At 29.1% G+C, this 12,950-nt stretch carries 10 protein-coding genes; 8 read left to right on the forward strand and 2 right to left on the reverse strand.

The window, feature by feature from the left end; translation table 11 throughout:
• Positions 1-20 precede the first annotated feature (20 nt).
• Together NG904_RS12485 and tpiA are read left to right on the forward strand one after the other, a co-directional pair.
• A complete protein-coding gene (locus NG904_RS12485) occupies positions 21-1,211 on the forward strand; it encodes a phosphoglycerate kinase (RefSeq protein ID WP_252231814.1) in 1,191 nt (396 codons plus the stop codon).
• A 121-nt stretch (positions 1,212-1,332) separates the two neighbouring features.
• Entirely contained in the window at positions 1,333-2,079 is a 747-nt protein-coding gene (gene tpiA / locus NG904_RS12490) for a triose-phosphate isomerase (protein ID WP_003371300.1), read from the forward strand.
• 107 nt (positions 2,080-2,186) lie between these two features.
• On the opposite strand, the gene NG904_RS12495 is transcribed toward tpiA, so the two are convergent.
• Entirely contained in the window at positions 2,187-3,248 is a 1,062-nt protein-coding gene (locus NG904_RS12495; protein WP_252231815.1) for a PocR ligand-binding domain-containing protein, read from the reverse strand.
• 291 nt (positions 3,249-3,539) lie between these two features.
• On the opposite strand from NG904_RS12495, the gene NG904_RS12500 reads away from it, so the two are divergent.
• The 3 genes from NG904_RS12500 (at position 3,540) to NG904_RS12510 (ending at position 6,769) form a co-directional block, all read left to right on the forward strand.
• On the forward strand, positions 3,540-4,142 hold the full coding sequence (locus NG904_RS12500) for an HD-GYP domain-containing protein (RefSeq protein ID WP_252211951.1): 603 nt from the start codon (positions 3,540-3,542) through the stop codon (positions 4,140-4,142).
• Positions 4,143-4,450: 308 nt separating this feature from the next.
• On the forward strand, positions 4,451-5,989 hold the full coding sequence (gpmI, locus tag NG904_RS12505) for a 2,3-bisphosphoglycerate-independent phosphoglycerate mutase (RefSeq protein WP_252231816.1): 1,539 nt from the start codon (positions 4,451-4,453) through the stop codon (positions 5,987-5,989).
• 195 nt (positions 5,990-6,184) lie between these two features.
• Complete coding sequence (locus NG904_RS12510) at positions 6,185-6,769, forward strand: protein kinase (protein ID WP_252211955.1); 585 nt, start codon at positions 6,185-6,187, stop codon at positions 6,767-6,769.
• An 81-nt stretch (positions 6,770-6,850) separates the two neighbouring features.
• Here the strand turns inward: NG904_RS12510 and NG904_RS12515 are convergent, their stop codons facing one another.
• Positions 6,851-8,248, reverse strand: coding sequence for a hypothetical protein (locus NG904_RS12515; protein WP_252231817.1), 1,398 nt, complete (start codon positions 8,246-8,248; stop codon positions 6,851-6,853).
• 334 nt (positions 8,249-8,582) lie between these two features.
• Here NG904_RS12515 and eno point away from each other — a divergent pair, with 334 nt between their 5' ends.
• From eno to NG904_RS12530, 3 genes are all read left to right on the forward strand, one after another.
• On the forward strand, positions 8,583-9,878 hold the full coding sequence (eno, locus tag NG904_RS12520; RefSeq protein ID WP_252231818.1) for a phosphopyruvate hydratase: 1,296 nt from the start codon (positions 8,583-8,585) through the stop codon (positions 9,876-9,878).
• Between the two features lie 288 nt (positions 9,879-10,166).
• A complete protein-coding gene (gene secG / locus NG904_RS12525; protein ID WP_252211960.1) occupies positions 10,167-10,400 on the forward strand; it encodes a preprotein translocase subunit SecG in 234 nt (77 codons plus the stop codon).
• A gap of 460 nt (positions 10,401-10,860) precedes the next feature.
• Positions 10,861-12,888: a sodium-translocating pyrophosphatase gene (locus tag NG904_RS12530; RefSeq protein ID WP_252231819.1), complete on the forward strand. Its 2,028-nt coding sequence runs from the start codon at positions 10,861-10,863 to the stop codon at positions 12,886-12,888.
• The last annotated feature ends 62 nt before the right edge of the window (positions 12,889-12,950 follow it).

Raw genomic sequence — 12,950 nt, forward strand, 5'->3', positions numbered from 1 at the left:
AATAATTAGAGGTGAACAAGATGAATTTTAACAAAAAGACAATTGAAGATATTCAAGTAAAAGGAAAAAAAGTCTTAGTTAGATGTGATTTTAATGTACCATTAAAAGATGGTGTTATAACTGATGAAAACAGATTAAACGGAGCTCTTCCTACAATAAAGTACTTAGTTGATAATGGAGCAAAAGTTATCCTTTGCTCACATATGGGTAAACCAAAGGGAGAACCAAAACCAGAATTAACTTTAGCACCAGTTGCTAAAAGATTAAGTGAAATGCTTGGAAAAGAAGTTAAATTCGCTCCAGATAACAATGTTGTAGGCGAAAATGCTAAAGCAGCAGTTGCTGAAATGAAAGATGGAGATGTAGTATTACTTGAAAATACTAGATATAGAAAAGAAGAAACTAAGAATGGTGAAGAATTCTCTAAAGAATTAGCATCACTTGCTGAAATTTTTGTTAATGATGCATTTGGTACTGCTCACAGAGCTCACTGTTCAACAGTTGGTGTAACTGATTATATTGATACTGCTGTATGTGGATACTTAATTCAAAAAGAATTAAAGTTCTTAGGAAATGCAGTTGAAACTCCAGAAAAACCTTTCGTTGCTATATTAGGTGGAGCTAAGGTTTCTGATAAAATAGCTGTTATCAACAATCTGTTAGATAAAGTTGATACTATTATAATCGGTGGAGGAATGGCTTATACATTCTTAAAAGCTCAAGGATATGAAATCGGAACTTCATTAGTTGAAGAAGATAGACTTGACTATGCTAAAGAAATGATAGCTAAAGCAGAAGAAAAAGGTGTTAAATTCTTATTACCAGTAGATCATAGAGTTGCTGCAGAATTCAAAGATGTTGAAGCTACAGTAACAGAAGATCAAAATATTCCAGCTGGAAACATGGGGTTAGATATTGGACCAAAGACAGAAATATTATATGCTGATGCTATTAAAGATGCTAAGACTGTAATTTGGAATGGACCAATGGGAGTATTCGAATTTGAAAACTTCAATAAAGGAACTATTGCAGTAGCTAAAGCAATGGCGGATTCAAATGCAACTACTATAATTGGTGGTGGAGATTCAGCAGCTGCTGTTAACATATTAGGATTCGGAGATAAGATGACTCATATCTCAACTGGTGGTGGAGCATCACTTGAATTCTTAGAAGGTAAAGTGTTACCTGGTATATCTGCATTAAACGACTAATATTAAATAAGTTGATAAATGGTAAAACTTCTTAAAGGAGTTTTACCTTACTATGTAGAATTAGTTATTATAGAAATTTAAAACTTTATGTTTTATTATAATTTATTATGAGGTGAAAACGATGAGAAAAGCAATTATTGCAGGAAATTGGAAAATGAATAAAACTGTTGATGAAGCAGTTAAAGTTGTAGAAGAATTAAAACCATTAGTTAAGGATGCTACTTGTGATGTAGTTGTATGTCCTACATTTGTATGTTTAGATGCTGTTAAAAAAGCAACAGCTGGATCAAACATAAAAGTTGCAGCTCAAAACATGCACTTTGAAGAAAGTGGCGCATTTACAGGAGAAGTTGCTCCAGGAATGTTAGAAGCTATGGGAATTGAATATGTTGTTTTAGGACACAGTGAAAGAAGAGAATACTTCAATGAAACTGATGAAGCAATAAATAAAAAGGTTAAAGCAGCATTTGCTCACAATATTACTCCAATAGTTTGTTGTGGAGAAACTTTAGAACAAAGAGAAAGCGGAGTTACTAATAACTTTATCGCTTGCCAAATTAAAGTTGATATTGCTGGATTAACTAAAGAACAAGCTGAAAAAGTTGTTATAGCTTATGAACCAATCTGGGCTATTGGAACTGGTAAAACTGCTACTAAGGAACAAGCTAATGAAACAATATTAGCAATCAGAAATGTTGTAGTAGAAATGTACGGTAAAGAAGTTGCTGATAAAGTAAGAATTCAATACGGTGGATCAGTTAAACCAAACACAATCACTGAACAAATGGCTATGTCTGATATAGATGGAGCATTAGTTGGTGGAGCTAGCTTAAAAGCAGAAGATTTTTCTGGAATAGTTAACTACTAAGAACAATAAAAGGCTATGATTTAATCATAGCCTTTTTTGTTTTTAAGAAATTATGTACATTTAGAAATCCTATAATAATTTATGAAATTTTGTGTTTAAATAAATTATTACTTATTATTTAAATCGGATAGTTTATTTCCAAAAGTTTCAAGAAGTTCTGCATCTTTATGAAGCTCGAAAATGGAATTAATAATTTGATTTAAAGCTTCAACATTTTCATTAACATTTTCGTTAGTATCCTGAATTTGCTCACTCATATTAAAAATAGAATCTTTTACACTATGAAGAACAGTGCCTATTTTTTTAGATTGTTCACTATTCATATTAGATAATTTTCTTATTTCTTGTGCAATAACACCAAATCCAGCACCAAATTCTTTAGCTCTAGAAGCTTCTATTGAAGCATTAAGTCCTAATAAATTAGTCTGTGAAGAAACATTATTTATGTATTTTGCAACTTGATCAATTTCTTCTACTTGATCAGCAGAAATATTAGCTGAAGTAATTAATGTGTTAAACCTATTTACTAGATTACTATTTATTTCATTGACTTTATTCACATAACTTTCAACTTCAGTGATTCTTTCGTATATATTATGAGAAACTTCAAATAATTTTTTAGTTAAATCCTTACCTATATATTTTTGATATCCAACATCTGAAAGAGTATTAGCTATTATAAAAAGTAAATTCGCAGCAGCTTCAATTGATTCTTTTGAAAGAACTCTTATTTCTCTAACTGCATCAATATACTCATCTTCGTTAATTCCTATTTCTTTTGCTACTATTCTAATTTTATCTTCTTTAGGGGCTTGAGGCAAAACTTGACCACCAACTAAAGAACCAATTTGAATATTTCCTATTAAAATTGGAGCAGCAAAATCCATTAATCCAGCATGACAATAATAAACAGTAGGTTTTTTTGATTTTCCAGATTTAAGTCCACCTTTAATATCACATTCATTACATCTTTTTAACCCTTCAGAAGTACCTCGGGTTAGATTCATACAAAACCTTGATGGTTTAGTCATTTTCGTAACAGGACCGTCAAGATCAACAGCTACTGTTGAAATTCCAGTAGTATCTGAAAATGCATCTAAAATTTTTTGAAGTGTATCTACATTTATTACATCCGTTAACTTTACATTAGATAAGTTAGTATTTTTCATATAAAAAAAGCTCCCTTTTATTTAATTTTTGTAAAATTCAACAAGAAAAAACAATTATTCCTTATCGATCTATATTATACAGTAGACATAATTAATAATCAAAAAATAGCAAAAATTTTATTAAGTAAGATAAATTTTTAAAAAATATTTATTGAAATAATAAAACAATGTTATATAAATGTTGAATAAAAATGATAATGATTATCAAAATAATTATTTAATACACAAGAATAATATGATAATATATTAGTAAATATTAACATGTTAAATTTAAATAAAGAGGTAATAAAAATGTCAATAATAAATGAAGGTATAATATATCATGACATAATAGAGAGCATGGTTGCAGCATTAGAAGCTCGAGACTTATATACATCAGGGCATTCTACAAGAGTAAGTGATATGACATATAAATTATGTCAGCATTTGAATTTGTCAGAGGAAACTTTAGAAATGTATCATATAGCTGCTCATTTGCATGATATAGGAAAGATAGGAGTTTCAGATAATGTTTTAAATAAAAAAGGTAGATTAGATTTTGAAGAGTGGCAAATGATGAAAAAACACCCTGAAATAGGGTATAAAATTTTGAGTAAAGCAAAGAGCTTGAAAAATATATCTTATATAGTATTACATCATCATGAACGATGGGATGGAAAGGGGTATCCTAAGGGTTTAAAGAAAAATGAAATACCATTAGGATCTAGAATAATAGCAATTTGTGATTCTATAGATGCGATGAAGAGCAATAGACCATATAGAGATTTAATAAGTGATAAAGAATGTTTTAAAGAAATTTTAACAAATAGAGGAGTAATGTATGATCCTGAAATTACAGATTGTATATTAGAAAATTGGAATGATATAGTAACTAAGTATTATGGCAGTTTATAGTCTTAATAGATTAATAGAATAGAGTTAAATCTAAAATGAGTTTTAAGATTTGTTTTTAGACTTGACTCTTTTTGCCTTATACAAAAAAAATAGATTTTAAATAAAACATAATGAATTCAACTTTTACATAAAGAATTTAGTATATATATTATTGAGGATATACATTAAAGGAGATATAATCTTCACAGTTTTATAAGTTGCAATACATCTAAAAAAATAATATAATTAAAATGGTTAAAAATATAGAGAATAAAAGATAATATTAGTATATTATGATATTTTAATAATAAATCTGGAGGGATAGGAATATGTCAAAAAGACCGGTTATGTTAATGATATTAGATGGTTTTGGAATAGCACCAAAATCTGAAGGAAATGCTGTAAGCTTAGCTAAAAAACCTAATTTTGATAGATTAGTAAAAAATTATCCAGCATCACAATTACAAGCAAGTGGATTAGAAGTTGGATTACCAGAAGGACAAATGGGAAATTCAGAAGTAGGTCATTTAAATATTGGTTCTGGTAGAATAGTATATCAAGAATTAACTAGAATTACTAAAGCTATTAAAGATGGAGATTTCTTTGAAAATGAATCTTTAATGAAAGCTATGGCTAATGCTAAAAAGAATAATTCTACATTACATTTAATGGGATTGTTATCAGATGGTGGAGTACATTCACACATAGAACATTTAAGAGGCCTTTTAGAATTCGCTAAAAAAGAAGGAATTCAAAATGTATATGTTCATGCATTTATGGATGGTAGAGACGTTGCACCATCATCAGGTAAAGAATTTGTAGAAAAAACTGAAGCTATGATGGCTGAAGTTGGCGTAGGTAAAATAGCTACTATAAGTGGTAGATATTATGCTATGGATAGAGACAACAGATGGGAAAGAGTAGAACTTGCTTATAATGCATTAGTATTAGGTAAAGGTGAAACTGCTAATAGTGCAGTAGAAGCAATGGAAAAATCTTACCATGATAATAAAACTGATGAATTTGTTTTACCAACAGTAGTTTTAGAAAATGGAGCTCCAACAGCAACAATAAAGAATGGAGATTCAGTTATATTCTTTAACTTTAGACCAGATAGAGCAAGAGAAATAACTAGAGCTATTAATGATAAAGTATTTGATGGATTTAAGAGAGAAACTTTAAATCTTACTTTTGTAACAATGACTCAATATGACAAAACTTTAGAAGGTGTTGAAGTAGCTTATAAGCCTCAAACTTTAGCTAATACTCTTGGAGAATATGTAAGTTCAAAAGGATTAAATCAATTGAGAATTGCTGAGACTGAAAAATATGCTCATGTTACATTCTTCTTTAACGGTGGAGTTGAAAAAGAAAATCCAGGTGAAGAAAGAGTTGTTATTCCATCACCTAAAGTTGCTACATATGATTTAAAACCAGAAATGAGTGCATACGAAGTAACTGATGAACTATTAAATAGATTAGATTCAGATAAATATGATATGGTAATTTTAAACTTTGCAAATCCAGATATGGTTGGACATACAGGGGTTATTCCAGCAGCTGTTAAAGCTATAGAATCTGTTGATGAATGCTTAGGAAAAATTGCTAACAAAATGTTAGAAAAAGATGGATGTTTATTCATAACAGCTGACCACGGTAATGCTGAAACTATGATAGACTTCTCAACAGGAAATCCATTTACAGCTCATACAATAGATCCAGTACCTTTTGTTTGGGTTGCAAATAACACAGAAGGAAAAACTATAAAAGATGGTAAGCTAGCAGATATAGCTCCAACAATGTTAAATCAATTAGGACTAGAAGTTCCTGTTGAAATGACAGGGGAAAATTTAGTGACAACTAAATAATAAATGATCTTTAAAAGAGTTTAGTAAGTATAACTTATTAAGCTCTTTTTTGTACATAAAATTATAGAAAATTTTTACTATTAAATATGATAAAACCTCATTATAGAAAGCTTTTTTAGTTGAGAGAGATTTTTTTATTTGCATAAAGTTAGAATTTATATAATATATTTATAAAAAAGGCTTAGGGTTGATGAAATGAAAAGAAATTTTGCTTATTCTGCTGATTTTGATGAAAAGACAGAAAAATTATTTAAAGAAGGGAAATATCTTGGTCAAGGAAATAACGGAATAGTTTATGAATTACCAGGAAATAAAGTGGTAAAAATTTTCTTGACACAAAAAGTATGTAAGGATGAGGGAGGTATATTGTATAGAACAAATGGTTCAAAATATTTTCCTAGACTTTATAAAAGAGGTAAACTATATGTAGTAAGAGAAATAGTTGATGGAGAAAGATTAGATTACTATATTAAGAAAAATGGTTTAAGTAAAAAATTAATAAAAAAGATATATAATTTGTTAACAGAGTTTAAAAAACTTAAATTTACTAAACTTGATACTAGATGTAAGGATATATTTGTATCTGAAGATGAAAAGCTAATGATAATTGATCCTAAAAAAGCATATTCTAGAAAAGTAGATTATCCAAGACACTTAATGAAAGGACTAAAAAGAATTGGTGTTTTAGATGAATTTCTTGAGGGCATTAAGGAAATAGATAAAAACAAAGCAAATCAATGGAGCATTAAATTCGACAGGTATTTTGACAATGAAAAATAAAAAAATTAAGGCCGTTAATCTAACTGATAATATAATCATTTAGATTAACGGTAATTTTTATTTTAAAACATAGTCTTATTTTTAGATTAGAAAAATTAAAGCAAACAGCATAGTTGTAATTAATCCTATTGTAACAGGAAGAAAGTTTTTTCTTGCTAGCTCAAATGGGGATACTTTACAGACGGCAGCAACAGGAATTAATGCCCAGGGTATTAAAGTTCCACCACCAATCCAAATTGTACAGATTTGACCTAAAGCTGCTAATGGAGATGAGTTTAGCGCTAGAGATGAAGAGAATAACCTAGTTGATGAACCAACAAGGGAGAGACCAGAGAAACCGGAACCATCTAATCCAGTTAATATTCCAACACCAGAAACGGTAAATGTTGCAATGATTTTATTTAAAGGAACAGCATTGGAAAGAGCAACACCTAAATCATTAATTATTCCTTGAGAGTTATTAGATAAGGAATGTCCTATAATTTGTTCAAAACCACTACCACCCAAATAAAAAAATGTAGCAATAGGAATTACAGCACCAAAAACTTTAAATGCAAACTGAAAACCATCTATTAAGTAAGATGTTAGTTGAGTTTTTTTTATATCTTTAAATATACTTAAAAAGATTATAAGTAATAAAAATAAAGTGGTTCCACCAATTAATGAAGTTGCATTCTCACCTTTAATAGATAGTAAAAACATAAAAGTAACATCTAGTGCATAAGAAAATAACACTAGAAAAGCTAAAAATCTTTTCTTCCAATTAGATATATTATCTTTAAAATCCTCTTTAAAATCCGTTTCTAAATCTGTACTATCACTTATTGAATTAAGGTTATTATTTTTAATATCTTTCATTATAAAATAAAAAGCTAAAATACTTGTAGTAAATCCCATAACTAACTCTAGAATTATTATTGATGGCATAAACTCATTAATAGCTATGCCAGCAGCGTCACAAGTTATTTTTGGAGCACCTTGTATTATGATATCACTTGATAAAGCAATACCATGTCCAAATATATTCATAGCAATTGCAGCACCTAATTTAGGTAAGCCTGCTTTTGCTGCTACTGGAACTAAAATAGCTCCAATTAGTGCTACGGCTGGAGAAGGCCAGAAAAACCATGAAATTATCATCATTGAAATACCAATAATCCAATACGCTAATACTTTATTTTTTATTAATTTAGCTAAAGGAGAAATCATAACTTCATTTATTCCAGTTACAGAAAGAAGATTACTAAGAGCAGTAATTACGGAAATTATGAGTATTATAGGAAGTAATTCTTTGATTGCATAAAGAAAACCATTGAAAACAGACATAATAGATTCTGAAATGGAAAATTTAATCATAAATGATATTACTAATATTCCTATTATACATATAATTGAAATATCTTTTTTTAGTATAACAGACAGTAAGATTAATCCTATAAATACTAAGTAGACCCAGTGAATAGCTGATAATGTAATCATATAGATACAAGCTCCTATAATATTGTTTACTAACAAATTATGACTTATAACTCCTATATGTACCAAAATAAACTTTAAAATATAAGGTTGTATTTTAGAAGGATGTTGATATATGCATAAGCAAAGTGGATAGAGTAATTTAATATATTAACACATCTTAAAACGTAGATTAGTGGAAAAAATATTTAAAAATGTTTTTTGAATATTAGGGTTGAATATTAGCAATAATATTAAGGTAATTAAAAAAAATCTTTTCATTTTATGTTTTATATATTAAAATGATATTGATAAACATTATCAAATAACTTTATATAATTCAAAGGAGGGTAATTAAATGAACGATTACTTAGAAATAATAGACGTTGTTGCAAGACAAATATTAGACTCAAGATGTTTTCCAACTGTAGAAGTAGAGGTATATCTTGAAGATGGAACAATGGGAAGAGCTGCTGTACCATCAGGTGCTTCAACTGGTATGTATGAAGCTGTAGAACTAAGAGATGGAGATAAAGCTAACTACTTAGGTAAGGGTGTATTAACCGCAGTACAAAATGTTAACGAAACAATTGCTGAAGCTTTAGTAGGTTGTAATGTATTTGATCAACCATATATAGATAAAATGCTTATAGAATTAGATGGAACTAATAATAAAGGAAAATTAGGTGCTAATGCAATTTTAGGAGTGTCATTAGCTGTTGCAAATGCTGCTGCTAATGCATTAGGATTATCTTTATATAAATATGTTGGTGGTGTAAATGCAAAAGTACTACCAGTACCTATGATGAACATAATAAATGGAGGATCTCATGCTGATAATTCAGTAGATTTGCAAGAATTTATGATTATGCCAGTGGGAGCGACAAGTTTTAGTGATGCATTAAGAATGTGTGCTGAAGTATATCATACATTAAAGAACACTCTTAAAGATAAAGGATATGCTACTGGTCTTGGTGATGAAGGTGGATTTGCACCTAATTTAAAATCAAATGCAGAAGCTATTGATGTAATCATAGAAGCAATAACAAAAGCAGGATATAAAGCAGGAGAAGATATATTTATTGCAATAGATGCAGCATCATCTGAATATTATAAAGATGGAAAATATGTATTAGAAAATGAAGGAAAAACATTAACATCAGCTGAAATGGTTGACTTCTTTGAAGATTGGGTAAATAAATATCCAATAATCTCAATTGAAGATGGTATGGCAGAAGAAGATTGGGATGGATGGAAATTATTAACTGAAAGACTAGGAAAGAAAGTTCAATTAGTAGGTGATGATTTATTTGTTACTAACACTGAAAGATTAGAAAAGGGAATAGAGCTTGGTGCAGGTAATTCAATTCTTATAAAGTTAAATCAAATTGGTACTTTAACTGAAACTTTAAATGCAATAGAAATGGCTAATAGAGCAGGATATACTGCTGTTATTTCTCATAGATCAGGAGAAACAGAAGATACAACAATTGCTGATTTAGTTGTTGCAGTTAATGCAGGTCAAATAAAAACAGGTGCACCAGCTAGATCTGAAAGAGTTGCAAAATACAATCAATTGTTAAGAATAGAAGAAGAGTTAGAAGATGTAGCTGAATATAGAGGAAGAAAAGCATTTTTTAATATAAAAAAATAAATTTATAAAACGAAATAAGATATATAGCATCTAACAAAACTAAAAAACGGCTGCAATTTGTAGCTGTTTTTTAGTTTTATGATTTCTAGAAGATGTTAATTCAAATAATGGCAATACCAACAGGAATTAAGTATTATTTATATATTAGAAATTTGGATTTGAAAAGATTTATTCTGTATAAATTTAGAAGCTTTACATTAATGAAAAGTTGTAATAAAATAAATGTTATGTTACAATTTTAATAGATATATTATTTGTAACGAGTTAACTATATAGGAGGGATTACCTATGCGAAGTATGTTAATGGGTGTAGAAGTACTATTAGGTTTATTAATAGTAGTAACTATATTTATGCAACCTAGTAAAGCTGATGCTTTAAGTGGATTAATACAAGGTGGATCAAAAGATACATTCTTTTCAAAAAATAAAGCAAGAACTAAGGAAGTAATGCTTGTAAGATTAACTTGGATTTTTACAGCATTATTTGCACTTAATACATTAATATTAAACTTTATGAAATAAAAGTAAGGACTACTNNAGTAGTCCTTACTTTTATTTTTTTAGAAAATTATAAAATCAGTAAATATAACAATATATGATTAAGAATTGCAAAAGTTAAATTGCAATGATATTTAACCTATTGCATATATATAAATATAGATTAAAATAAAAATAATTACATTAAAGAATACGAATATAAAATATGTAAAAGGAATTATGATAAAGTAGCCTTAATGATTTTTTATGTATAGTAAAATATAAGATATTTAAAATCTAAAAGTCTATATGCTAAAGGCTTAACTTAAAATTAAGAGTTCTTTACTTAAATAAAATATGAAACTAAGATTTTGTACTAATAGACATATAATATAATAATGTATACTAAATAGACAAATAAAATTATTTTGTTGTCATGAAATACAAAAATTATACATAAGAATAAATGATATACGAAAACCAATAAAATATAAGGAGGAAATGTATGAATCTATTATACGTTTCATTAATTGCTGGTTTTATTGCTCTTATTGTTGTCATTTTTTTAGCAAAGGATATCTTGAAAAAAAGCCCTGGAAATGAAAAAATGATTGAAATTTCTGGTTACATTGAAGAAGGCGCAATGGCTTTTTTAAGAAAGGAATATTCTTACTTATGTGTGTTTATAGTAGTAGTTGCTATTGCTATACTAGTATTTTTAAATTATAAAACAGCAATAGCATTTGTTGTTGGTGCACTATTTTCAATTATAGCAGGTTATATTGGCATGAGAATAGCTGTAAAATCTAATGTTAGAACAGCCGAAGCTGCGAAATCAGGAATAAAAGAAGCACTATCAGTTGCTTTTTCAGGTGGAACAGTAATGGGATTATGTGTAGTAGGACTAGGTATAATTGGATTAAGTATTTTTTCAATTGTATTTGATTTAAATGTAGAGTATATAACTGGATTTGGATTAGGTGCATCCTCTATTGCTTTATTTGCAAGAGTTGGTGGTGGGATTTATACCAAAGCAGCTGATGTCGGAGCAGATTTAGTTGGTAAAGTTGAAGCTGGCATTCCAGAAGATGATCCAAGAAACCCAGCGGTTATAGCTGATAATGTTGGTGATAATGTTGGCGACGTTGCAGGTATGGGCGCAGATTTGTTTGAATCTTATGTTGGTTCAATTATATCTGCAATAACACTAGGTGCTGTATTGGTTAGTGCATGGGGAAAAGAAATAGTAATTTTTCCTTTAGTTTTATCGTCAATAGGCATCTTGGCATCATTGATAGGAATTATATTTGTAAAATCATATAAAGGAGACAATCCACAAAAAGCTTTAAATTTAGGTAGTACAATTTCAGGTGTAATAGTATTAATAGTAGGATTTATAGCTTGTAAATCTTTACTTGGAAACTACAAAATTTTCTTACCTGTAATAGCTGGATTACTTGTAGGGCTACTAATTGGTAAAATTACTGAATATTATACTTCTGCTGATTACAAGTCAGTTAAATTCATTGCAAATGAGTCAGAGACAGGTGCTGCAACAAATATTATAGCAGGATTATCAGTTGGAATGAGATCAACAGTTATACCTATATTACTAATTGTTATAGGCATAATAATATCATTTTTTGCAATAGGTGGAGCAAAAGATACTGCGTTAGGATTATATGGTATAGCTTTATCAGCTGTAGGAATGCTTTCAACAACAGCTATAACTGTTGCAGTTGATGCATATGGCCCAATAGCAGATAATGCTGGTGGAATAGCAGAAATGTGTGAATTAGACGAAAGTATTAGAGAAATAACTGATAAATTAGATTCTGTTGGTAATACAACAGCAGCTATAGGTAAAGGTTTTGCTATAGGTTCAGCTGCACTTACAGCATTAGCACTTTTCGCATCATATTCACAAATAGTAAATCTAGAAACTATAAATTTACTTAATCCATTGACATTGGTAGGTGTTTTAATTGGTGGTATGTTGCCATTTCTTTTTGGTGCATTAACTATGGAATCTGTAGGAAAAGCTGCAACTCAAATGGTTGAAGAAGTAAGAAGACAATTTAGAGAAGATGATAGAATATTAAAAGGAACACAAAAACCTGACTATTCAAAATGTGTTGAAATATCAACCAATGCAGCATTAAAAGAAATGATTGTTCCAGGATTACTAGCTATATTAGTACCATTATTAGTTGGGATATTATTAGGAGCAGAAGCTCTTGCAGGTCTAATTGGTGGTGGCGTAGTTACAGGCGTTATGCTAGCAATTATGATGGCAAATGCTGGTGGAGCATGGGATAATGCTAAGAAATACATTGAAAGTGGAGTACATGGTGGAAAAGGCAGTGATGCTCATAAAGCAGGTGTTGTTGGAGATACAGTTGGAGATCCATTTAAAGATACTTCTGGCCCATCTATGAATATTTTAATAAAACTTATGACAATAGTTTCAGTAGTATTTGCACCAGTAATATTAAAATATGGTGGAGTTTTGATAAATCTATTTATTAAATAAATAATTAGTTTAAAATAAATTAAAAAGATTGCAAATTAAATTTAAGGCTCTGTTTTAGCAGA

This window comes from Clostridium sp. ZBS15 (genome assembly GCF_023845705.1).
Taxonomy (GTDB): Bacteria; Bacillota; Clostridia; order Clostridiales; family Clostridiaceae; genus Clostridium; species Clostridium aquiflavi.

Bases quoted from the DNA above. Each gene is read 5' to 3' on its own strand.
- NG904_RS12485 (WP_252231814.1), top strand. From the start codon at position 21: ATGAATTTTAACAAAAAGACAATTGAAGATATTCAAGTAAAAGGAAAA.
- tpiA (WP_003371300.1), top strand. From the start codon at position 1,333: ATGAGAAAAGCAATTATTGCAGGAAATTGGAAAATGAATAAAACTGTT.
- NG904_RS12495 (WP_252231815.1), bottom strand. From the start codon at position 3,248: ATGAAAAATACTAACTTATCTAATGTAAAGTTAACGGATGTAATAAAT.
- NG904_RS12500 (WP_252211951.1), top strand. From the start codon at position 3,540: ATGTCAATAATAAATGAAGGTATAATATATCATGACATAATAGAGAGC.
- gpmI (WP_252231816.1), top strand. From the start codon at position 4,451: ATGTCAAAAAGACCGGTTATGTTAATGATATTAGATGGTTTTGGAATA.
- NG904_RS12510 (WP_252211955.1), top strand. From the start codon at position 6,185: ATGAAAAGAAATTTTGCTTATTCTGCTGATTTTGATGAAAAGACAGAA.
- NG904_RS12515 (WP_252231817.1), bottom strand. From the start codon at position 8,248: ATGATTACATTATCAGCTATTCACTGGGTCTACTTAGTATTTATAGGA.
- eno (WP_252231818.1), top strand. From the start codon at position 8,583: ATGAACGATTACTTAGAAATAATAGACGTTGTTGCAAGACAAATATTA.
- secG (WP_252211960.1), top strand. From the start codon at position 10,167: ATGCGAAGTATGTTAATGGGTGTAGAAGTACTATTAGGTTTATTAATA.
- NG904_RS12530 (WP_252231819.1), top strand. From the start codon at position 10,861: ATGAATCTATTATACGTTTCATTAATTGCTGGTTTTATTGCTCTTATT.